This window comes from Micromonospora sp. LH3U1 (genome assembly GCF_028475105.1).
Lineage (GTDB): Bacteria > Actinomycetota > Actinomycetes > Mycobacteriales > Micromonosporaceae > Micromonospora.
Genome location: NZ_CP116936.1, coordinates 1,681,635 through 1,703,419, shown reverse-complemented (window position 1 = coordinate 1,703,419; position 21,785 = coordinate 1,681,635). Strand labels below are relative to the sequence as shown.

General features: G+C 71.9%; 21 protein-coding genes and 2 pseudogenes. 13 read left to right on the top strand and 10 right to left on the bottom strand.

Annotated elements, in window-relative coordinates; translation table 11 throughout:
* Positions 1 to 360: 360 nt before the first annotated feature.
* Entirely contained in the window at positions 361 to 876 is a 516-nt protein-coding gene (locus tag PCA76_RS07885) for a LytR C-terminal domain-containing protein (RefSeq protein ID WP_272619243.1), read from the top strand.
* Between the two features lie 38 nt (positions 877 to 914).
* Here PCA76_RS07885 and PCA76_RS07880 read toward each other — a convergent pair whose 3' ends face one another.
* A complete protein-coding gene (locus PCA76_RS07880; protein ID WP_272616377.1) occupies positions 915 to 1,736 on the bottom strand; it encodes an inositol monophosphatase family protein in 822 nt (273 codons plus the stop codon).
* A 289-nt stretch (positions 1,737 to 2,025) separates the two neighbouring features.
* Here PCA76_RS07880 and PCA76_RS07875 point away from each other — a divergent pair, with 289 nt between their 5' ends.
* On the top strand, positions 2,026 to 3,624 hold the full coding sequence (locus PCA76_RS07875) for an RNA polymerase sigma factor (protein ID WP_272616375.1): 1,599 nt from the start codon (positions 2,026 to 2,028) through the stop codon (positions 3,622 to 3,624).
* A 245-nt stretch (positions 3,625 to 3,869) separates the two neighbouring features.
* Entirely contained in the window at positions 3,870 to 4,103 is a 234-nt protein-coding gene (locus PCA76_RS07870; protein ID WP_272616373.1) for a DUF7455 domain-containing protein, read from the top strand.
* An 845-nt stretch (positions 4,104 to 4,948) separates the two neighbouring features.
* On the opposite strand, the gene PCA76_RS07865 is transcribed toward PCA76_RS07870, so the two are convergent.
* From PCA76_RS07865 to PCA76_RS07855, 3 genes are all read right to left on the bottom strand, one after another.
* Positions 4,949 to 6,682, bottom strand: a complete 1,734-nt coding sequence (locus PCA76_RS07865) for a DEAD/DEAH box helicase (protein ID WP_272616371.1) — start codon at positions 6,680 to 6,682, stop codon at positions 4,949 to 4,951.
* A 168-nt stretch (positions 6,683 to 6,850) separates the two neighbouring features.
* A complete protein-coding gene (locus PCA76_RS07860; RefSeq protein ID WP_272616369.1) occupies positions 6,851 to 7,513 on the bottom strand; it encodes a trimeric intracellular cation channel family protein in 663 nt (220 codons plus the stop codon).
* A 40-nt stretch (positions 7,514 to 7,553) separates the two neighbouring features.
* The gene (locus PCA76_RS07855) at positions 7,554 to 7,772 is read right to left on the bottom strand and encodes a DUF3039 domain-containing protein (protein ID WP_088946800.1); all 219 of its coding nucleotides are present in this window, start codon (positions 7,770 to 7,772) and stop codon (positions 7,554 to 7,556) included.
* Positions 7,773 to 7,853: 81 nt separating this feature from the next.
* Between PCA76_RS07855 and PCA76_RS07850 the strand changes: the two are divergent.
* Together PCA76_RS07850 and PCA76_RS07845 are read left to right on the top strand one after the other, a co-directional pair.
* Positions 7,854 to 8,797 (top strand): annotated as a pseudogene (locus tag PCA76_RS07850) (pseudouridine-5'-phosphate glycosidase).
* Entirely contained in the window at positions 8,794 to 9,693 is a 900-nt protein-coding gene (locus PCA76_RS07845) for a carbohydrate kinase family protein (protein WP_272616366.1), read from the top strand. The pseudogene PCA76_RS07850 and the gene PCA76_RS07845 overlap by 4 nt, the downstream one beginning before the upstream one ends.
* Before the next feature lie 80 nt (positions 9,694 to 9,773).
* On the opposite strand, the gene PCA76_RS07840 is transcribed toward PCA76_RS07845, so the two are convergent.
* Entirely contained in the window at positions 9,774 to 10,133 is a 360-nt protein-coding gene (locus PCA76_RS07840) for a DUF3099 domain-containing protein (RefSeq protein WP_272616364.1), read from the bottom strand.
* 104 nt (positions 10,134 to 10,237) lie between these two features.
* Here PCA76_RS07840 and PCA76_RS07835 point away from each other — a divergent pair, with 104 nt between their 5' ends.
* Both PCA76_RS07835 and PCA76_RS07830 read left to right on the top strand, forming a co-directional pair.
* A complete protein-coding gene (locus PCA76_RS07835; protein ID WP_074318059.1) occupies positions 10,238 to 10,525 on the top strand; it encodes a hypothetical protein in 288 nt (95 codons plus the stop codon).
* A gap of 13 nt (positions 10,526 to 10,538) precedes the next feature.
* Positions 10,539 to 10,850, top strand: coding sequence for a hypothetical protein (locus tag PCA76_RS07830; RefSeq protein ID WP_272616363.1), 312 nt, complete (start codon positions 10,539 to 10,541; stop codon positions 10,848 to 10,850).
* 9 nt (positions 10,851 to 10,859) lie between these two features.
* Here PCA76_RS07830 and PCA76_RS07825 read toward each other — a convergent pair whose 3' ends face one another.
* Complete coding sequence (locus PCA76_RS07825) at positions 10,860 to 11,450, bottom strand: HhH-GPD-type base excision DNA repair protein (RefSeq protein WP_272619241.1); 591 nt, start codon at positions 11,448 to 11,450, stop codon at positions 10,860 to 10,862.
* Positions 11,451 to 11,545: 95 nt separating this feature from the next.
* On the opposite strand from PCA76_RS07825, the gene PCA76_RS07820 reads away from it, so the two are divergent.
* Together PCA76_RS07820 and dtd are read left to right on the top strand one after the other, a co-directional pair.
* Positions 11,546 to 13,030 (top strand): DUF7782 domain-containing protein, encoded by a 1,485-nt coding sequence (locus PCA76_RS07820; protein WP_272616362.1) that lies wholly within the window; start codon positions 11,546 to 11,548, stop codon positions 13,028 to 13,030.
* A gap of 88 nt (positions 13,031 to 13,118) precedes the next feature.
* Positions 13,119 to 13,541, top strand: a complete 423-nt coding sequence (gene dtd, locus PCA76_RS07815; protein ID WP_272616361.1) for a D-aminoacyl-tRNA deacylase — start codon at positions 13,119 to 13,121, stop codon at positions 13,539 to 13,541.
* Between the two features lie 115 nt (positions 13,542 to 13,656).
* On the opposite strand, the gene PCA76_RS07810 is transcribed toward dtd, so the two are convergent.
* Positions 13,657 to 14,445: a sporulation protein gene (locus PCA76_RS07810; RefSeq protein ID WP_272619239.1), complete on the bottom strand. Its 789-nt coding sequence runs from the start codon at positions 14,443 to 14,445 to the stop codon at positions 13,657 to 13,659.
* 231 nt (positions 14,446 to 14,676) lie between these two features.
* Here PCA76_RS07810 and sigB point away from each other — a divergent pair, with 231 nt between their 5' ends.
* The 4 genes from sigB to PCA76_RS07790 all read left to right on the top strand — a co-directional run bounded on the left by sigB (position 14,677) and on the right by PCA76_RS07790 (position 17,102).
* Positions 14,677 to 15,693, top strand: coding sequence for an RNA polymerase sigma factor SigB (gene sigB, locus PCA76_RS07805; RefSeq protein WP_272616360.1), 1,017 nt, complete (start codon positions 14,677 to 14,679; stop codon positions 15,691 to 15,693).
* Between the two features lie 124 nt (positions 15,694 to 15,817).
* Positions 15,818 to 16,195: an ArsR/SmtB family transcription factor gene (locus PCA76_RS07800; RefSeq protein ID WP_272616359.1), complete on the top strand. Its 378-nt coding sequence runs from the start codon at positions 15,818 to 15,820 to the stop codon at positions 16,193 to 16,195.
* Between the two features lie 5 nt (positions 16,196 to 16,200).
* Positions 16,201 to 16,698, top strand: a complete 498-nt coding sequence (locus PCA76_RS07795) for an SRPBCC family protein (protein WP_272619237.1) — start codon at positions 16,201 to 16,203, stop codon at positions 16,696 to 16,698.
* Positions 16,695 to 17,102, top strand: a complete 408-nt coding sequence (locus PCA76_RS07790) for a VOC family protein (RefSeq protein ID WP_272616358.1) — start codon at positions 16,695 to 16,697, stop codon at positions 17,100 to 17,102. The genes PCA76_RS07795 and PCA76_RS07790 overlap by 4 nt, the downstream gene beginning before the upstream one ends.
* A gap of 10 nt (positions 17,103 to 17,112) precedes the next feature.
* Here PCA76_RS07790 and PCA76_RS07785 read toward each other — a convergent pair.
* The 3 genes and pseudogenes from PCA76_RS07785 to PCA76_RS07775 all read right to left on the bottom strand — a co-directional run bounded on the left by PCA76_RS07785 (position 17,113) and on the right by PCA76_RS07775 (position 21,782).
* A pseudogene (locus PCA76_RS07785) lies at positions 17,113 to 19,695 on the bottom strand (bifunctional acetate--CoA ligase family protein/GNAT family N-acetyltransferase).
* Positions 19,692 to 20,873, bottom strand: coding sequence for an acetoin utilization protein AcuC (locus tag PCA76_RS07780; RefSeq protein WP_272616356.1), 1,182 nt, complete (start codon positions 20,871 to 20,873; stop codon positions 19,692 to 19,694). The pseudogene PCA76_RS07785 and the gene PCA76_RS07780 overlap by 4 nt, the downstream one beginning before the upstream one ends.
* Before the next feature lie 48 nt (positions 20,874 to 20,921).
* A complete protein-coding gene (locus PCA76_RS07775) occupies positions 20,922 to 21,782 on the bottom strand; it encodes a sulfurtransferase (RefSeq protein WP_272616355.1) in 861 nt (286 codons plus the stop codon).
* Positions 21,783 to 21,785 lie beyond the last annotated feature (3 nt).

Sequence of the window (21,785 nt, the reverse complement as noted above, 5' to 3'; positions counted from 1 at the left end):
CCGGCCACCACTTGTGTCGGGCACCCGACCCGAGGACCGAACGGGTCGAGCTCGCTGAGGCAACTCCCCTGCGAGCGCGGAACCTTACCCCCCCTTGGGCGAGGCATGTATACCGCCCTTGCGGCTGAGATGTACGCCCCCGCACGCGAAGTTGTTCCCAATGTGATTCAGGCGACACGAAGATAGGGGTAGTAGTACCTGGTTCACGGTCGGCGCGCCGGCATGTCGGGCTGTTTCCACGCGACGGCCGGACAACCGTTAACCTCAGCGGCGTATTCGACGGCCGGCGGCCAGTCCGATCGGTGCCGGCCGCCGCCACCCACCTGAGGTCCCGGGAGCGCCCAGATGAGTTTTGCGCGAGTGCGAGCACTCGTCGTCGTCGGCCTGCTGGGGGTGCTGGCCCTGGCATTCGTGGTCACCGCGATCGTCCGGGACAGCCAGGGGAAGGCAGGCACGGCCGAGAGCTGCCCAGAGGGCTGGCCGCTGGCCGACGTGACTCTGCACGAGCCCAAGGACGTCAAGATCAACGTGTTGAACGCGACCGACGAGCCCGGCCGGGCCGGCAGCGTCGCCGACGACTTCCGCAACCGCAAGTTCCAGGTCATGAAGGTCGGTAACGCCCCCAAGGGGATCGACGACGTGGCGATCCTGCGGTACGGCCCCAAGGGTGTCGGCTCCGCGCACCTGCTGCAGGCGTACTTCCTCAACAACGCCGAGCCGGGCTACGACCCGGCGCGCACCGACGACGTCGTGGACGTGGTGCTGGGCAATCGCTTCCAGCAACTCGCCACCACGACCGAGGTCAACCAGTCCCTCGGTGACATCGGCGCTCCGCAGGCGCCCAAGGGCTCCTGCCCGTCCCCGGTCGCCAAGTGACGGCGTAACCGACCTCCCCCAAACGGGGGGGCGGTCGATCAGGGGCCACCGGCGGCGTCCAGCTCGGCCAGTCGGTCGTGCAGGGGCGCGAACAGCGCGGGCGGGGCCGCGACCACCAGGTCCGGCCCCGGTGCCCGACCCGCCAGGCCGGCGACTCGGACACCCGCCTCGGCGGCCACCAGTCCGCCCGCCGCCAGGTCCCAGGCCGCGAGGCCCTTCTCGAAGTACGCGTCGAGCCGGCCCTCCGCGACCAGGCAGAGGTCCAGCGCGGCGGCACCGAGCCGGCGGATGTCCCGTACGTGTGCGATCAGCCCGGCCACCACCTGGGCCTGGTGCGTGCGGCGTCCGGCGTCGTAGCCGAAGCCGGTGCCGACCAGCGCCTGTCCCAGGTCGGTCTCGCCGGAGCAGCTCAGCCGGGCACCGTCGCGCCAGGCACCGCCCCCGACCGTGGCCGTCCACTCCTCGCCGGTGCTCACGTTGCGCACCACCCCGGCGACCACCACCCCGTCCACCTCGGCGGCCAGCGACACCGCGCTGTACGGCAGCCCGTAGAGGTAGTTGACGGTGCCGTCGATCGGGTCGACGATCCAGCGCACCCCGCCCGGCGTGGCCGGCCCGGTGTCCCCCGTGCCGTATTCCTCGCCGAGCACCGCGTCGTCCGGCCGCAACCGCTTCAGCGCGTCGAGCACCTGCCGCTCGACCGCCCGGTCGGCGGCGGTGACCACGTCGGTGACCGTACTCTTGGTCGCGGCCACCGAAACACCCTCGACCCGCATCCGGTACGCGGTGGCCGCCGCATCCCGCGCGACATCGAGCGCTATCGCCAAAAGTTCCCGAGGTGACGGCGCCGAGCGGTCCATTCCAACGTCCCCTTCCCGCACGACCGGGGTGTTCCGGGTCACGCGCGAGTATCATCCTTACAAAGTCCACATCAGCGCCGAATCGGCGGTCCCACCGCCGTTATGCAGTGCGGCGCAGGAAGATCGCGGCGGACGGCGTTACAATTCACCCCTGCCCACGCGCCACGGACCGCCGAACATCGCCGGTCCGGGACACGGGGGTCCCTCAACCACATCGCCCGGCTACGGTTGACCCACGCTGTGCCGGACGACCCCGCCGTGCCCGCTCTTCGCCTCCGGAAGGTCATTCGTGACAGAACCCCGCCAGACCGGCGCCGACGTTCGCTCGCTCACCGACACCCTGATCGCCCACGCTCAGAGCGCCGGTGGCCAGCTCACGTCGGCCCAGCTCGCGCGCACCGTCGAGTCCGCCGAGGTGACGCCGGCCCAGGCCAAGAAGATTCTGCGGGCGCTCTCCGAGGCGGGAGTGACCGTGGTGGTGGACGGCTCGGCGAGCACCCGCCGCCGCGTCGCCGCGGCCCGCTCGACCACGCCGGCGTCCCGGGCCACCACCGCCAAGACCACCAAGAAGGCCGCCGCGCCGGCCCCGAAGCAGGCCCCCGGCTCCGACGATGCGCTGTCGGCACCGGCACCGCGCAAGGTGGCCGCCGCACGCAAGGCCACCGGCAGCCCCGCTGAGGGCGCCGCCACGCCGGCGAAGGCCACCAAGTCGACCCGGGCCACCAAGGCGACGGTCGCCGCCGCTGGCGCCAAGGCCGGCACCAAGGCCAAGGGCGAGGGCGCCGAGGGCGAGATCGACCCGGAGGAGCTGGCCGCCGTCATCGAGGACGTGGTGGTCGAGGAGCCGGCCGAGCTGGCCCAGGCTGCTGAGACCGACGCCGCCGCCTCGGCGACCGACAACGACTTCGAGTGGGACGACGAGGAGTCCGAGGCCCTCAAGCAGGCCCGGCGGGACGCCGAGCTGACCGCCTCCGCCGACTCGGTCCGTGCGTACCTGAAGCAGATCGGCAAGGTTCCGCTGCTCAACGCGGAGCAGGAGGTGGAGCTGGCCAAGCGGATCGAGGCCGGGCTCTACGCCGCCGAGCGGCTGCGCGCGGCCGACGAGGGCGAGGAGAAGCTCGTCCGGGAGATGGTCCGTGACCTGGGCTGGATCTCCCGTGACGGCGAGCGGGCCAAGAACCACCTCCTGGAGGCGAACCTCCGACTGGTGGTGTCGCTGGCCAAGCGGTATACGGGGCGCGGAATGGCCTTCCTCGACCTGATCCAGGAGGGCAACCTCGGTCTGATCCGCGCGGTGGAGAAGTTCGACTACACCAAGGGCTACAAGTTCTCCACGTACGCCACCTGGTGGATCCGGCAGGCGATCACCCGCGCGATGGCCGACCAGGCCCGCACCATCCGCATCCCGGTGCACATGGTCGAGGTCATCAACAAGCTCGGCCGCATACAGCGCGAGCTGCTCCAGGACCTGGGCCGTGAGCCCACTCCGGAGGAGCTGGCCAAGGAGATGGACATCACACCGGAGAAGGTGCTGGAGATCCAGCAGTACGCCCGGGAGCCCATTTCTCTGGACCAGACCATCGGCGACGAGGGCGACAGCCAACTCGGTGACTTCATCGAGGACTCCGAGGCCGTGGTCGCGGTCGACGCGGTTTCGTTCTCGCTCCTGCAGGACCAGCTCCAGCAGGTGCTGCAGACGCTCTCCGAGCGTGAGGCGGGTGTGGTACGCCTGCGCTTCGGCCTGACCGACGGCCAGCCGCGGACGCTGGACGAGATCGGCCAGGTCTACGGGGTGACCCGGGAGCGGATTCGGCAGATCGAGTCCAAGACGATGTCCAAGCTGCGTCATCCGTCCCGGTCGCAGGTCCTCCGGGATTACCTGGACTGAGCGGGTTTCGTCAACCGAACGTGTCGTTTTGACCACCTGGTGTGCAACACCAGATGGAGATCGTCCGGATGCACGAATGTGATCGTTGACGTGGCACCCTGGGTGCACGGCACACTGTCCCTGCCAGGTGTGACCTCGGTCCCCCGCGGGCACACAGGGAAGGCAGTGCCTAGTAAGGGTGTTGCACGATAGGTGAGCAACGACCGAAGAGATTGTTCATCGGTGACGACCAGAGGAGGAAGGCGATGAACTCGACCCTCACGCCGCCGCCCGAGACGGTGGCGTCCCCAGCCGCCGATGAACGGTGCGACCGCTGCAATGCTGCCGGGAAGCTCCGGATCACTCTGACGGGTGGGAGTGAGCTGGTGTTCTGCGGGCACCACGCGAACAAGTACGCGGAGGATCTCGTGAAGATCACCGAGCGGTTCGCAACGGAGCCCGACTTCAGCTGGCGTGGCGCCGATCTGATGGCGAACTAGATCCGCAAAGCGACATAGCCGGTCGGAGGCACCCCGAGGGTGCCTCCGACCGGCTTTCTCTGTCCCCATTCGGCTGTTCGCGCCCCGCGCCCCGCGCCCCGCGCCCCGCGCCCCGCGCCCCGCGCCCCGCGCCCCGCGCCCCGCGCCCCGCGCCCCGCGCCCCGCGCCAAGATCTACGCAACTACCCCGATGTTGCTGCTTCCGACACGCGAGAGACAGCAACATCCCCGATACTGCGCGGATCTTGACGACGAACACCGCCCCCGAGAGACCAGGAGCGGGGTTTGGGCGCCCACCGCTGCCAAGGTCACGCTCGAACCAGGATGTAGTGGCATCACCGACGCGCCGACACCACTACAACCTGGATGTTGCGCGATCTTGAGGTCGGGACACCCCGCTGAAGAATTCCGCAGCCGTCTCGGGCAGGCAATCCTCGGTGCCGCCCCGTGATCCACTCGGTTTCGCGGAAGTCGCGCTTTCCACCTCGCTCGATCACCGCGTTTTCAAGGAAACCGAGTGGATCACGCCGCAAGCTCGGACACCGACCACACCGCAAGCACATACGCACGGCACCGACCACAGCCCAAGCACACACGCACGGACACCGACCACGCCCCAAGCACGGGCGCACGCCACGCCCCAAGGCGCAGCCCGGGCCGGTCAGCCAACTTTCGCGTGCGCGTGACGGCACCCCCGATGCGGTGGCCGCCCCCACCCCACGGCACCATCCGACGCGTTTGGCCCGGACGAGGCGATCAGTGGACGGCCCGTTGGCCGGGTCGGGGCACCTCACCCGCGGGTGCGGCTGGGCGGGGAGGGTTAGGCGGGCCTAGAGGTGGGCGGTTCTAGAGGGTTTGCACGGTGGCGATGCGTTCCTCTAGCTGCTCGATCGTGGCCTGGGCGCTCGGCGGGCCGCCACAGAGTCGGCGCAACTCGGCATGGATCTTGCCGTGGGGCTGGCCGGTGCGGTGGTGTCGGGCGGCCACCAGAGCGTTCAGCTGGCGCCGGAGCGCCACTCGACGCTGGGCGGCGCTCATGGGTGCCGGTGGCGCCGCAGTGGGCGCAGCGGCCGGCTGAGCGGCCCCGTCGACGGTACGACGGCGCTGGGCAGCGAGCTGTGCGGCCTGCCGCTTGGTCAGCAGCAGGGAGACCTGGTCGGCGGTGAGCAGGCCGGGCAGGCCGAGGTATTCCTCTTCCTCGGGGGTGCCGGCCTGCGCGGCGGTGCCGAACGACGCACCGTCGAAGATCACCTGGTCCAGCTCGGCGGTGGCCGAGAGCGCGGCGAACCGCTTCTCCAACTCGCCGCTGGCCTTGTCGTCGCGCTGTGCCCGTTCCAGCAGGTCGTCGTCGAGCCCGTCGGAGTCCTTGGGTTTACCGAGCACATGGTCCCGCTCGGTCTCCATCTCGCTGGCCAGCCCGAGCAGGTGCGGCACGCTGGGCAGGAAGACCGACGCGGTCTCCCCGGGCCGGCGGGCACGCACGAACCGGCCGATCGCCTGGGCGAAGTAGAGCGGCGTGCTGGCGCTGGTGGCGTAGACCCCGACCGCGAGTCGCGGGATGTCGACCCCCTCGGACACCATCCGCACCGCGACCAGCCACCGCTGCTCGGACGCCGCGAACGTCGCGATCCGGGCGGACGCGCCCAGGTCGTCGGAGAGCACCACAGAGGCCTTCTCGCCGGTCACCTGCTCGATCAGCTTCGCGTACGAGCGGGCGGTCTGCTGGTCGGTGGCGATGATCAGGCCACCGGCGTCGGCCATTCCGGCGTTCCGCAGCACGGTGAGTCGGGCGTCGGCGGCCCGCAGCACCTGCGGCATCCAGTCTCCGGCCGGGTCCAGGGCGGTGCGCCACGCCTGCGCCACCAGGTCCTGTGTCATCGGCTCACCGAGGCGGGCGGCCAGTTCCTCCCCCGCGTTGGTCCGCCAGCGGGTCTCCCCGGAGTAGGCCAGGAACAGCACCGGCCGGACCACCCCGTCGCGCAGCGCGTCGGCGTAGCCGTACACCGAGTCGGCGCGAGAGCGCAGCAGCCCGTCTCCGCTCCGCTCGTAGCTCACGAACGGGATCGGGTTGTCGTCGGAGCGGAACGGCGTCCCGGTGAGCATCAGCCGGCGTACGGCGGGCTCGAAGGCGTTCTTGACCCCGTCACCCCAGGACCGGGAGTCACCGGCGTGGTGGATCTCGTCGAGGATGACCAGGGTGCGTCGGGTCATGGTGCGCCGCCGGTGCACCTGCGGGGCCATCCCCACCTGGGCGTAGGTGACGACCGCACCGTGGAAGTCGGCTGCGGAGTGCAGGTCGGCGTTGCGGAAGGCGGCGTCGAGTTGGATGCCCACCCGGGCCGCGGCGTCGGACCACTGGTTCTTCAGGTGCTCGGTCGGGGCGACCACGGTGACCGCCTCGATGGTGCCGTCACCGAGCAGTTCGGCCGCGATCCGCAGGGCGAAGGTGGTCTTGCCTGCTCCCGGTGTGGCGACCGCGGTGAAGTCGTCGGTGCGCCGGCGCAGGTATTCCACCAGGGCCTTGCGCTGCCAGGCGCGTAGTGCCGGGAACGTCTCAAGCACCGGCGTCCGGGCTGCCACGCGAAGCTCCTCTCCGACCGCACGACGGCGGACCCCGGGCGAGGGCCACGAATACCGCCGCCCATGAAAACGCCTCCGCGCAGAAGCTGCCGCGAAGGCCGACTCAGCATAACCAGCGCCGGGCCCACGGCCCAGGCGACACCACGCTGGTCACATCTGTCGACCGCTTCACCACTCCCGGTCGGTGCGGGGATCCGCCCCGTCGGTACGCGGCGGGCGCAGCGCGGCCACCGGGGCGGACCAGCGCCGACGCAGCGCGATCAGGCGTAGCCCGAAGACCAGAACGGCGGCGGCGGTGAGCGGCACGGGCCTGGTCTGCCCGGTGACGTACAGCAGCACCACCATGACCGAGCCGGCCAGCGCGGCCAGAGCGTAGATCTCCCGGCGCAGCACCACGGGGATCTCGGCGGTGAGCAGGTCGCGGCCGAGACCGCCGCCGATCGCGGTGAGCATGCCGATCAGGCAGGCGCCGACCGCCGGCACCCGGGCGTCGAGCGCCTTGAGCGTGCCGGTCACGGTGAACAGCGCCAGGCCCGCCGCATCCAGCACCAGGACGGTGGTGCGCAGGCGGGCGAGTTGCGGGTGCAGCCAGAAGACGGCGAGCGCGGTGATCGCGGCGGTGGCCACGTACCGCCAGTCGGCGAAGGCCAGCGGCGGCACCTCGTCGATGACCAGGTCCCGGAAGATCCCGCCGCCGAGGGCGGCCACGAAGCCGACGAAAGCGACTCCGAACAGGTCCAGCCGCTTGGCGACCGCCGCCGAGGCCCCGGATGCGGCGAACACCGCAACGCCGGTCAGGTCGGCGAGGAGCAGGGCGGTGGAGGTGGTCACCGCCGCAGGCTACGTCGCCGGCCGGAACACCGGCCGAGGTTCACTCGCGGTACGAGTCGTAGATCTCCTTGCACTTGGGGCAGACCGGCGAGCCCGGCTTGGCAGCCTTGGTGACCGGGAACGTCTCACCGCAGAGCGCGACGACGTAGGTGCCCATGACGGCACTTTCGGCGATCTTCTCCTTGCGGACGTAGTGGAACATCTCGGGACCGGTGTCGGCGTCCTTCAGCTCCGGACGCTCGAGAACCTCTGTGCTCACGTGTGCACCTCCGACCGACAAGTTTGGCAGGTCATCACGGCTGGGTCCACTTGAGCCCGGCCGAGGGCCCACCCCGTACCGTTGCCAAACGTGACTGACTTTCGCATCAACTACGGCACCGACGTGGCCAATGCCCTGCACGACGGGCGGCCTGTCGTCGCCCTGGAGAGCACCATCGTCTCGCACGGCCTCCCCCGGCCGCAGAACCTCCAGGTAGCCCGGGAGATCGAGCAGGCGGTTCGGGACGCCGGGGCGGTGCCGGCGACGATCGGCATGATCGGCGGTGAGCTGGTGGTCGGTCTGGACGATGCGCAGCTGACCCGGCTGGCCACCGTCGACGGGGTGACCAAACTCTCCGTCCGCGACCTGGCGGTGGCGGCGGCGACCGGCGCGGACGGCGCCACCACGGTCGCCGCGACCAGCGCGGTGGCGCGGCGGCCGGGATCGGGGTGTTCGCCACCGGCGGCCTGGGCGGGGTGCACCGGGAGGCCGCGCAGACCTTCGACGAGTCGGCGGATCTGATCACCCTGGCCCGGACCCCGATCGCGGTGGTCTGCGCCGGGGTCAAGTCGATCCTCGACGTGGGCGCGACGCTGGAGCGGCTGGAAACCCTCGGGGTCGCCGTGGTCGGTTACCAGACCCGCCGGTTCCCGGGCTTCTACCTCACCGACGGCGGCTTCGACCTGGACTGGTCGGTGGACTCGCCGGAGCAGGTCGCCGCCGTCCTCGCCGCCCGCGACCAGCAGTCCGTGCACGCCGGCGGTCTGCTCGTCGCGAACCCGCTGCCAGTCGACGAGCAGCTCGACCCAGAGCTGCACGACCGGACCCTCGCCGACGGCCTGGCCCGGCTGGGTCGGGACGGCGTGACCGGCAAGGCCGTCACCCCCTACCTGCTGTCGCACTTCCACTCGGCCACCGAGGGCGCCAGCCTGGCGGTGAACGTCCGGATCATCCTGCGCAACGCCGACCTGGCCGCGCGGATCGCGGTCGCCGCGGCCGCCCGCACCACCGCCGTTTCGGCATGACTCACCGGCCGCGGGTGGTCGTGGTCGGAGATGTGATCACCGATGTGGTCGCGGTGCTGTCCGGGCCGCTCGCGGCCGGATCGGACACCGCAGCCGAGATCAGCATCGGTGGAGGCGGCCAGGCGGCCAACACCGCCGCCTGGATCGCCGCGCAGGGGGTGGACGTCACGCTCGTCGGCGCGGTCGGTGACGACGACGCGGGGCGGGACCGCCTCGCCGAACTCGACCACATGGGCGTCGACTGCGCGGTCGAGCGGGTCGAGGGCGTACCGACCGGAACGGTGATCGTGCTGGCCACCGACGGCGAGCGCACCATGGTCAGCCAGCGGGGCGCGAACCTACGGCTGAGCGCCCCGCACGTCGAGCAGGCCCTCGCGGCGGTGCCCGACGCTGGGCATCTGCACCTGTCCGCGTACACCCTCCTGGACGCCGGGTCGCGCGGCGCGGGGCTGCGGGCGTTGGCCGCCGCCCGCGAGCGCGGGCTCACCACCAGCGTCGACGCGGCCTCCGCGGCGCCGCTGCGGCGAGTGGGCGCGGCGGCGTTTTTGAGTTGGGTACGCGACGTCGACCTGCTGCTGGTCAACGCGGACGAGGCCACGGTGCTGGCCGGCGGGCTGGACCCGGCGGCGCAGGGGCGGGCGCTGTCGGCGACGGCCCGGCGGGTCGTGGTCAAGCGCGGCGCGGCCGGCGCGGTCTGGGTCGACCGCACCGCGGCGGTCAGTGTGGCGCCGGCCCGGCGGGTGGCGGTGGTGGACGTCACGGGGGCGGGCGACGCCTTCGCGGCCGGCCTGCTCACCGCCTGGCTCGCCGGTGCCACCCCGACCGCGGCACTGAGCCGCGCCACCGACCTGGGGGCGCTGGCCGTCTCCACCGTCGGCGCACGGCCACAGCCGTAACCGAGGGCACGGCCACAGCCGTAACCGTCGGCGCACGGCAGCCACAGCCGTGACCGGTCGAACCCTGGCCCGCTCGCGGGTCAGGGTTCGGCGTCGATGACCTTGTGCGGGCGTTCCTCCGCGGTGAGGCTCATCGGCGGGGTGTCGTCCTGCTGGCGGGGGTGGAAGCGGTTGGCCAGCCGGTGCTGTTCCTTCGGCGGCCGGTCGTTGGCCAGCAGCACGGCCAGCCAGGGGATGAGCACCATGCCGAGGCCGCACAGCGGCAGCCAGAGCCAGAGCAGTGGGGCGTTCGCACCGACCAGGATCGCGCCGGCGATGATGCACACCACCCGGATGCCCATCATCAGCACATAACGGCGCTGGCGACTGTTGAGCTGATCGTCCTGGCTGCGCGAGGCGTCGGTGATCAGAATCGGCTGGTAAGCCTGACGCTTCACCATGGACCTCCTCAAGGGGATTACGCCTCATCCTGTCACCGCACGACCGTGATCAGCGAAATTCGAATCATCCCGCTACGTGTTACGTTCGTGGTACGCTCCGCGACGTGGGCAGCAGGTTCAGCTTCACCGACGAGGCGTTGGCCAACCTGAGGGTCTACGACGTCACGCCCGGGGAAGTCTGGGAGGCGCTGCACAGCGCCCGACGGGTCATCCGCCACCTGGGCGACGACGTGATGGTGGTCTACGCCGCCGCCCGCCGGGGCCGCCGACTGGCGGTGCTGCTCGCCGAGGCCGATGGCACCGACAACGACTGGGACATCCTCTCCGCCCGCGAGCTGAGCGACGTCGAGTCCAAGCGCTACGACGAGGCCGTGCGGAGATCACGCCGATGAGGAGGCCGTGACGATGCACCGTAACGACGCGACCAAGCAGTTCCACAGCGGCGACGACCGGATCGCCGAGCTGATCGATGAGAGCCCGACGGTGGATCTCCCCACCCCCGACACCGACGTGCCGATGGTGAGCCGATCAGTCCGGCTGCCGCTGGACACCTATGAGCGGGTGCGGGCCGCCGCCGACGCCCGGGGCATCGGGGTCACCACGCTGATGCGCCAGTGGATCGACGCCGGCCTGGCCGACCTGGACGACTCCGCGACCGTCTCGCTCGCCGACGTCCGGCGCGCGCTGGCCTCGCTGGCGCACCCCACCGCCGCCTGAGCGACCGGCTCAGCCCTCGGCGGCCTTCGCCTTGGCTACCGCCTTCGACTGCTGCTTGTACTCCCGCACCCGGCGCAGCGAATCGACGTCGGTGACGTCGGCCACGGACCGGTACGCGCCGGGGTCGCCGTACCCGCCGGCCGCCTCCCGCCAGTCCTGCGGGGTCACCCCGAACCGCTTGCCGAGCAGAGCCACGAAGATCTGCGCCTTCTGCTTGCCGAAGCCAGGCAGCCCGGAGACCCGACGCAGCAGCTCCGGCCCGTCGGCGACGTCGGCCCAGAGCAGCGCCGCGTCGCCGTCGTAGCGCTCCATCAGGACCTGGCAGACCTCCTGCACCCGGGCCGCCATCGCCTTCGGAAACCGGTGCAGCGCGGGCGGCTGGGCGAAGAGCGCGACCAGGGCCTCCAGGTCGTACCCGGCCAACTCCGCCGCGTCCAGGTCATGCCCGAGCCGCTGCGCCAACACGTACGGCGAGGAGAACGCCTTCTCCATCGGCACCTGCTGATCGAGAACCATGCCGAGGAGCAGGGCCAGGGGGCTGCGCTCCAGCAGCCGGTTGGCCTCCGGGTCGATGGGCAGCACAAGCGTCATGCCGACCATCCTGCCTGGCTCAGCGAGCCGGGCGGACACCGACGCTCCGACGTCTTCCGGCGGGTGGCGCCGAGCCGGGACGCAACGGGAGGCAGGATGACGGCGTGGACGAACACGACATGCTGCTCTCCCCCGCCGGCGTCGACGCGCTGCGGACCGCGCTGACCCGGACCGGGTTCACCGGCAACGGCATCGCCGAGAGGCTGGGCGCGCAGGCAACCGCCGCGGTCTCCCGGAACGACTACCGGGCGGCGCTGCGCGCCACCGAGGACGGCGACCCGCTCGGCACCCTGATCCGGGTGTTCATCTGCGACCAGACCGAGCCGGAGGCGGCGGTGGCCGCCGCGCTGGCGCCGCTGAGCCTGGCGGAGGCGCTGGCCGGCGGGCTGGTCGAGCGGTACGGCGACGGCCTGCGTGCCGGCGTCGACCTGGAGCCGTACGGGGACGACTGGTGGGTGCTCGCCGACGTGCCAGCCAGCGCACGGCCGGGCCGACCGTTGCACGCCGAGCACGTCCTCGGCGTCGGCGGGGCCACCCACACCCTGATCGGCGCGACCATGCGCCGGTCGGTCGACACCGCACTCGACCTGGGCACCGGCTCCGGCGTCCAGGCCCTGCACCTGGCCACCCACGCCAGATCGGTGACCGCCACCGACCTCTCGGAGCGGGCGCTGCGCTTCGCCGCGACCACCGCCGCCCTCAACGGCCAGGACTGGGAGCTGCTGCGCGGCGACATGGTCGCGCCGGTGGCCGGGCGGCGCTTCGACCTGGTGGTGAGCAACCCGCCGTTCGTGGTCGGCCCGGGCACCACCACGCACGTCTACCGCGACTCCGGCCGGGTCGGTGACGCGATCGGCGCCGAACTGGCCGCCGCCGCCCCCGGCCTGCTCACCGAGGGCGGCACCATGCAGTACCTGGCGAACTGGGTGCACGTCGCCGGTGAGGAGTGGGACGAGCGGGTGGCCGGCTGGTTCGCCGGGACCGGCCTGGACGCCTGGGTGATCCAGCGCGAGGTGGCCGACCCGATGGCGTACGTCGACCTGTGGCTCACCGACGTCGGCGAGACCGCCGACCCACAGCGGATGGCCGCCTGGCTGGACTGGTTCGACGCGCACAAGGTGGAGGGGATCGGCTTCGGCATCGTGTCGCTGCGCCGAGGTGGGCACGCCGACCCGGTGGTCCGCGTGGAGGACCTGCGCCAGCGGGTGCAGCCGCCGCTGGGCGATCAGATCGCCGCCTGGTTCGACCGCCAGGACTTCCTCAAGGTACGCGACACCGAGGCGCTGCTCGCCGAGCGCTACCGGGCCGCCGAGGGCCTCCAGCTGCGGCAGGAGGCCACCATGGGCGACGAGGGCTGGGCGGTGGACCGGCAGGTCCTCGCGATGCCGCACGGCCCGCGCTGGACCGAGGAGATCGACCCGCTGGTGCTGGCACTGGTCGGTGGCGCCGACGGCCGGCTCCCGCTGCGCGATCAGCTCGCCCTGCTCGCCGCGGCGCACGACGTCGAGCCCGACGAGATGGCCGAGGCCGCGGGCCCGATCGTGGCGCACCTGGTCGAGCGCGGCTTCATCGAGCCGGTGACCACCTGATGCGAGTCGTACCGGCGGCGGGCTTTGCGGCGGGTTCCGCGGCGGCCTTTGCGGCGGCCTTTGCGGCGCGCACGGCGGTGGTCTGCTGATGCGTGCGGTGGTGCAGACCGTCGGACGGGCGAGCGTGACCGTGGACGGCGAGGTGGTCGGCGCGATCGAGAACGGCCTGCTGGTGCTGCTCGGGGTGACCCACACCGACAGCGTGGAGACCGCTCAGACGATGGCCCGGAAGGTTCACGAGCTGCGCATCCTGGACGACGAGCGGTCGGCCGCCGATACCGGTGCGCCGATCCTGGTGGTCAGCCAGTTCACCCTCTACGGAGACGCCCGCAAGGGCCGCCGTCCGAGCTGGACAGCCGCCGCCCCCGCCGAGGTGGCCGAGCCGTTGGTGACGGCAGTCGTCGATGCGCTGCGCCAGCGCGGCGCACCGGTCGAGACCGGCCGCTTCCGCGCCCACATGCTCGTCGAGAGCACCAACGTAGGCCCCCGAACCCTCCTCCTAGACCTCTAACCCCACCCCGCCTCCCGCCTCGTTGATCATGAAGTTATTACCCACCGCAGCGGCGTGTCGGGGCAATAACTTCATGATCACCGAGGAAAGCCGGGGTGGGGCGGGCGGGGTGGGGTTAGGAGAAGAGGCCTCGGCGGGTTAGGGACTGGCGGAGCCAGTTGTCGAGTTCGGCGGTCCAGTCGGTGCGGTCGGCGGTGGCGTGGTCGACGGTGAAGCGGCCGAAGGCGTCCCGGCCCTCGGTGAAGACACCGCCGCGCTTGTCGACCTCCAGCACCACCTGCATCTGCTGCGCGTCGGCGATGAAGGTGACCTCCAACTGGTTGATCGAGCGGGCGTACTGCGACGCCGGGCTGAACTCGATTTCCTGATAGAACGGCAGCGACTGCCGTACGCCATAGATGTGGCCACGCTCCACATCGGCGCGTGCGAACCGGAAGCCCAGCCGCAGCAACGCGTCCAGCAGTCGCTCCTGCGCCGGCAGCGGGTGCACCGACACGGCGTCCAGGTCGCCCTTGTCGACGGCGCGTGCGACCTCCAGCTCCGTACGCAGGCCCATCGTCATGCCGTGCAGGTGCTGCCCGTACAGCTCGGTGACCGGTGTCTCCCACGGCACGTCGAAGCGGAACGGGATGTCGTAGCGCTGCCCTGGTTCCAGCCGGAACGCGCCGGTGACCTGTTGGCGGTGGAACTCCTGAGTGGTGTCGTAGTCGTTGTCGCCGCTCTCGACCTCGACCCGGGTGACCAGGCCGAGGGTCACGTGGTCGATGTCGACCTGGTGGTCGCCGCCGAGCACCTGGATGCGGCCCTCCAGCTGACCGCCCGGGCGGCAGTTCGGGTTGGCCAGCACCGTCTCCACCGACGGGCCGCCGACCCCCATCGCCTTCATGAGCCGCTTGAAGACCACACCGTCCTCCAACTTTTGTCCTCGCCGACCAGAGGTGGCCGACCGTCCGCAACGTAGCCGTGGCGGGCAACCACACACCGGGACGACACACCGCACCAGCGATCCGACCCAATTCCTGTCGGGTGCCCGATCGCCTCACTCCCGTTTTACGCCCCGCCCGCCAAGCTGTGTGCACACCGGCGCCACTGGGCCGGAGACACGGCACAGACGTGGAAACGGGGAGAGACAGAGATGGTCCTGCAGATGACGGAACACCGGACGCGCCTGGCCACCACGACGAACACCGACGGCGCCTCCGAGGTCCTCGCCGACCTGGACGCCACCGACGAGCGCGGCATCTCCACCGACCTGGTTCGCGCGTACCTGAACGGGATCGGCCGGACGAAGCTGCTGACCGCCGCACAGGAGGTCGATCTGGCCCGGCGGATCGAGGCCGGCCTGTTCGCCGACGAGAAGTTGGCCACCTGCACCCCGGTCTCCCCGGAGTTGCGGGCCGACCTGGAGCTGATCGTCGCGGAGGGCCGGGCGGCCAAGGACCACCTGTTGGAGGCGAACCTGCGGCTGGTGGTCAGCATCGCCAAGCGCTACACCGGACGCGGAATGGCGTTCCTCGACCTGATCCAGGAGGGCAACCTCGGTCTGATCCGCGCGGTGGAGAAGTTCGACTACGCCAAGGGCTACAAGTTCTCCACGTACGCCACCTGGTGGATCCGGCAGGCGATCACCCGCGCGATGGCCGACCAGGCCCGCACGATCCGCATCCCGGTGCACATGGTCGAGCAGGTCAACCGGATGGTCCGGGCCCGCCGCGAGCTGTCGGTGACGCTGGGCCGCGAACCGACGGTCGCGGAGGTGGCCCGCGCACTGGAGGTCCCTGAGATTCAGGTCATCGAGCTGATCTCCTACGACCGGGAGCCGGTCAGTCTGGATCAGGCCGTGGGCGACGACGGCGAAAGCGCGCTCGGTGACTTCGTGGCCTCGGTGGACCCGCGCACGGAGCCGGGCGACGCCGCCGCCCAGGGCGAGTTGCGCAACGAGGTCAGCGTCGTGCTGGCCACCCTGTCTCAGCGGGAGCAGGCGGTCATCCGGCTCCGGTTCGGTCTGGACGATGGCCGGCAGCGCACCCTGGACGAGGTCGGCCGTGAGTTCGGCCTGTCCCGGGAGCGGATTCGACAGATCGAGAAGGTGACGCTGCTGAAGCTGCGCGCCCCGGAGCGGGCCCAGCGTCTGGAGGCGTACGCCTGCTGACGCACCCGGTTCCCGTGGAAGGCCCTGGCGGTTCGCCGGGGCCTTCCATGGTGTCGAGGTGCTTGACGGTGGCGCTGATCCGCGATACAAACCATCTGGTTATGAAACCAGGAGGTTATGGACGGTGAGCGCAGAGCTGTTGGACGCGACCTTCGCGGCGCTGGCCGACCCGACCCGGCGGGCCATCCTCGCCCGGCTCGCGGTCGGCGCGGCGACCGTGACCGAGCTGGCTGAGCCCTTCGAGATGAGCCAGCCGGCAATCTCCAAGCACGTCAAGGTGCTGGAACGCGCTGGCCTCGTCAGCCGGGGGCGGGACGCCCAGCGCCGGCCGTGCCGACTGGAAGCCCGCCCGCTGCGGGAGGCCACGGCCTGGCTCGCCGACTACCGCGACTACTGGGCGGAGAGCTACCAGCGCCTCGACGCCCTGCTCGACGAACTCCAGGCCGTCGACCAGATCGACACCGAGCGCCGCCGCACCCGACCGGACGGACCGGGCAGGTGACCGGCATCGACGATCCGCTCGTCGTGGACACCCCGGGCGACCGGGAGATCGTGTTGCGTCGGCTGTTCGAGGCTCCGGCGCAGCTGGTGTTCGCCGCTTTCACCCAACCCGAGCTGCTGGTCCGCTGGTATGGCGCACGCGGCTGGCGGCTCACGGCATGCGACGTCGACCTGCGGGTCGGCGGGCGGTGGCGGTTCGTGTCGCTGGGCCCGGGAGGCGCCCGGATGGTCCAGGCTGGGGTCTACCGGCAGGTCGAGCCACCGCACCGGCTGGTCTGCACCGAGCTCTTCGACGACCAGTCCTACCCGGGCGAGACCCTGGTCAGCCACGAGTTCACCGACTTGGCCGGGCGAACGACAGTCACCACCACCCTGCTCTACGCCACCGCCGAGGGGCGGGACACCGTGCTGCGCTACCCGATGGCCCGCGGCGTCGGGCAGAGCTTCACACGGCTCGCGGCGCTGCTGCACTCGACAACGACGACACGAGGAGAGCAATCATGAACTGGACGTTGGAAGTGGTGATCGTGCCGGTGTCCGATCTGGACCGGGCGAAGGCGTTCTACGCGGACCAGCTCGGCTTCACGGTGGACCACGACACGGTGATCGGCGACGAGGCACGCATCATCCAACTGACCCCGCCCGGCTCGGGCTGCTCGATCGTGATCGGCAAGGGCGCCGTCCCGGACATGCCGCCCGGCTCGCTCAAGGGCCTGCAACTGGTGGTGCCCGACATCGAGCACGCCCACGCGCAGCTGGTCGAACGTGGTGTGGAGGTCAGTGAGATCCAGGTGCTCGGCGCGAGCCCGAGCCCCACGCCGCACCCGTTGGACAACGTGGGCTTTGTCTTCTTCACCGACCCGGACGGCAACGCCTGGGCCGTCCAGCAGATCTCCAGCCGCGCCTGACCCGACGCACTCACAGGCGACGGGGGCCGGTGTCCGGTCGGGCGGCCACACCGCCGACGCGTACCTGGGCGTGCAGGACCGAGATGCCGTCCGGGCGGGCGAGCACCGGGTTGAGGGTCAGCGACCGCACCCGGGGTTGCTCGTCGGCGAGCTGACCCACCCGCAGCAGCAGGTCGGCCAGGGCCGCCCGGTCGACCGGTACGGCACCCCGGTGTCCGCGCAGCAGCGGCGCCGCCCGGGGCTCGTCGACCAGCTCGGCGGCGTCCCGGTCGGTCAGCGGCACTGCCCGCCAGGCCCGATCGCCGAGCAACTCGGTGGCGACCCCGCCGAGACCGAAGCCGACCACCGGCCCGAACGCCGGGTCTTCCACCAGCTCCACCACGCACGCCACCCCGGGCGGGACCATCGGTTGGACCAGGGCGTCCGCGCCGAAGGCCGCCGCCAACTCGGCGTACGCGCGACGGAGGGCCGGCTCGTCCGGCAGGTCGAGCCGGACCGCGCCGAGGTCGAGTCGGTGCCGCAACCCGGGGCGGCCGCCTTGAGCGCCACCGGGAAACCCAACCGCGCCGCCGCGTCGACCGCCGCGCCGACCGAGTCGATCGGCACCGAGGCCACCACATCGATGCCGTACGCGGCCAGCAGCGCGCCCTGGTCGGCGGCGTCGGAGCGGAGCGCTGCCTGCGCGGCGGCTCGATCGATGCCGGGCAGCTCAGGCGTCACCCCGGACGGGCGGCGCAGCCACTCCGCGTACCGGTGCACCCGGGCCAGAGCGCGCACCGCCTCCTCCACGCCGCCGTACGCGGGCACGCCCGGCGGCAGCCGCCCGACCAGGAACGTCGCCACCGTCGGCTTGCCCAGCGCGAGGGCAGCCGGCAGCGCGGCGGTCACGTCGGCGTCCACCTCGGTCAGTTGGCCGGGCAGCGGCGGGGCGAAGACCACCACCAGGGCGTCCACCTGGTCGTCGCCGGCCGTCTCCGCGAGAGCGGCGGCGAACTCGGCGGCACCGGCGCTCGGCCCGACATCGCGGGGATAGCCGTCGGCGACGGTGAGGCCCTGCCCCGCGCACGCGGTGGCGGCAAGGCCGGTCAGGGCCGACGAGTTGCCCACCACACCGACCCGGCCGCCGACCGGCAACGGCTGGTTGGCGAGCAGCACACCCACGTCGAGCAGCTCCGGCACGGTGTCCACCCGGATCACCCCGGACTGGGCGAAGAGCGCGGCCACCGCCACCCCGTCCGGACCGGCGGTGTCACCCACGCCGACCGGGCGGGCCGGCGAGGCCAGCGCGACGACCGGTTTGGCACGGCCGATCCGCCGGGCCAGCCGGGCGAACTTGCGCGGGTTACCGAAGGTCTCCAGGTACAACATGATCACGTCGGTGCCGGGGTCGTCCTGCCAGTACTGAAGAAGGTCATTGCCCGATACGTCGGCCCGGTTGCCGGCCGAGACGAAGCTGGACAGCCCGAGCCCACGCCGGTCGGCCTCGGCGAGCAGCGCCACCCCGAACGCACCGGACTGGCTGAAGATGCCGACCCGACCGGCGGGCGGCAGGGCCGGGGCGAGGGTGGCGTTGAGGCGTACCGCCGGGTTGGTGTTGGCCACGCCCAGACAGTTCGGGCCGACGACCCGCATCCCGGCGGCGTGCGCCGCGCGGACCAGCGCCCGCTGGGTGGCCGCGCCTTCGGCGCCGGCCTCGGCGAAGCCGGCCGAGATGACCACCAGGCCGTGCACCCCGCGGCGGCGGCGTCGGTGACCACCGCAGTCGCCGCCTCCGGTGGGACCGCCACCACCGCCAGGTCCACCGGCATTCCGGCGTCGACCGCTGACGGGTACGCGGGCAGGCCCGCCACGGTCGACGCGCTCGGATGCACCGGCACCACCGCTCCGGTGAAACCACCGTCACGCAGGTGCCCGAGCACCGCCGCGCCGACACCCTGGCCGGTGGCGCTGGCGCCGTAGACGACGATGCCACGTGGGGCGAGCAGCCGGGCGATCGAGCGGGCCTCGGTGCGGTGCTCCCGACCGCGCTGCACCTCCAGCGTGGCCTCGGTGGGGGCGATCGGGAAACTCAGGTGCACCACACCGTCGGCGTACTCGCGCTGAACCTGGTAGCCGAAGTCGGCGAAGACCCGCAGCATCGTCCCGTTGGCCGGCAACACCTCGGCGACGAAGCTCATGATGTCGTGACGACGGGCCGCGTCGGCCAGGTGCTCCATCAACACCGAGCCGATGCCCCGGCCCTGGTAGGCGTCCTCCACCACGAAGGCCACCTCCGCCTCCGGGGCCTGCGGGCCGAGCCGCTCGTACCGGCCGACCGCGACGATCTGGTCGGCAGCCAGCACCACGAACGCCTCCCGGTCGTGGTGGTCGACGGTGACGAAACGGATCAGGTCGCGTTCGGGGATACGCGGATACGGCGAAAAATACCGAAGGTAGCGGGTGCGCTCGGAGAACCGGCTGTGCATCGCCACGATGCCCGGCGCGTCGGCCGGGTCGATCGGTCGCAACTGGACAGTGCTGCCGTCGCTGAGCAGCACGTCCACCGGCTGGTCCACGATCGTCACCGGTGCGGCCCTCCCCCGGCCCGACTCAGTCCCGCGGATCGTACGGGTCGAGCCCGAGCAGCGGGAAGACCTTCTTACGGGTGGCCGCGATCGCCCGGTCCACCGCGTTCGGCTCACCGGTCGGCTGCCACGGCTCGTACGACGGGTCCGCGTCGTCGGTCATCCGCAGCGGCACCTCCCGGCCCAGCCGACGGGAGGCGACCAGATCCCGCCACGCCGGTGGGGTGAGCGTGGCCGGGTCGATCGGGTCACCGGTGGCCACGGCCAAGAGGTGCGTCCAGGCCCGGGGCACCACCTCGACCAGCGCGTACCCGCCGCCGCCAGTGGCCACCCAACGGCCCTCGCACAACTCGTCGGCAAGTGCCCGCAACGCCAGGTAGGTGGCCCGCTGCCCGTCCACCGTCAGGTTCAGGTCGGCGAGCGGATCCAGTCGGTGCCCATCGGCACCGCACTGGCTGACGAGCACCTGCGGCCGGAACGCGCGCAGCACCGACGGCACGATCGCGTGGAACGCCCGCTGCCAGGCGGTGTCGTCGACACCCGGCGGCAGCGGCATGTTGACCGCGGTGCCCTGCGCGCCCGGCCCACCCGTCTCGTCCGGGAAACCGGTGCCCGGGAAGAGCGCCAGCGGGGTCTCGTGCAGGCTGACCGTGAGCACCCGGGGGTCGTCCCAGAAGATGTCCTGCACTCCGTCGCCGTGGTGCACGTCGACGTCCACGTACGCGATCCGCTCAGCGCCCAGGTCGAGCAGGCGGGCGATGGCCACCGCGGGGTCGTTGTAGACACAGAAACCAGAGGCCCGGGCCGGCATCGCGTGGTGCAGGCCGCCGGCCACGTTCACCGCCCGCCGGGCATCGCCGCGCCAGACCGCCTCGGCGGCGGCCACCGTCGCGCCGACGACCAGCGCGCTGGACTCGTGCATCCCCTCGAAGACCGGGTTGTCGGACGTGCCCAGCCCGTACCCGGCGAACAGCGGGTCGCGCGGCGCGGCGCGCACCGCCGCCAGGTAGGCCGGGTCGTGCACCCGGGTGAGCAGGGCATCGTCAGCGGGCTCCGGCTTGACCACGCGCACCCCGGGCCGATCGAGGATGCCCAGCTCGCGGGCGAGCGCGACGGTCAGCTCCACCCGGACCGGGTCAAGCGGATGGTCACCCATGTCGTAGGCGAGCAGCGACTCGTCCCACACCACCACCGTGTCGTCGGACATGAGCCCATCGTCGCACGAGGACCGTCGCCCGCCCACCGCACGCGCTGGTCAGCGAGCAGAAGTCGGCCCGGAGTCGACCGGTCGGGCCGGGTCCGCCACCCAGTTGCTCCACGATCCAACATAGAGAGCAGCGTCCGTACGACCGGCCAGGTGCAGCGCGAGCACCGCCTGCGCGGCGGTCACACCCGATCCGCAGTACGCCCCGACGGCCCGCGCCTCGGTCACCCCGGCGGCGGCGAATTTCTCGCTCAACAGATCGGCGGCCAGGAAGCGCCCGTCCGGGCCGACGTACTCCCCGGCGGGCAGGTTCGCCGCCCCCGGCACGTGCCCGGCGACGGGGTCGATGGGCTCCACCTCGCCCCGGTAGCGGGGCGCCGCCCGTACGTCGAGCAGCACGGCGTCGTCCGCGGCGGCCAGCGCGGCGGCCTGCCCGGCGTCGAGCACCGGAAGATCACCGGGGCGTACCACGACGTCGCCGGACGTCGGGGCGGGCGCGTCCGTGGAGACGGGACGGCCGGCGGCGACCCAGGCCGGGTAGCCACCGTGCAGCAGTCGCACCGGGCGGTGCCCCGCCCAGCGCAGCGTCCACCAGGCCCGAGCGGCGGCCAGGCCGTCCCCGCCGTCGTACACCACCACGGGGTGACCGGCACGGACGCCGGCGGCCCGTAGCGCGGCCTGCAACGCGGCCGGGTCGGGCAGTGGGTGCCGACCGCCGGCGCCGGGCGCCCCGCAGAGCGCGGTGTCCAGGTCGATGAAGACCGCGCCGGGCAGATGGCCGGCGAGGTAGTCGTCGTGGCCGGGTGGGCCGATGAGCCGCCAGCGGACGTCGAGCAGGGTTGGCGGATCGGCGTGGTCGAGCTCGGCGGCGAGCCGATCGACCTCGACCAGCGGCTCCTGGGTACCGGACATGGC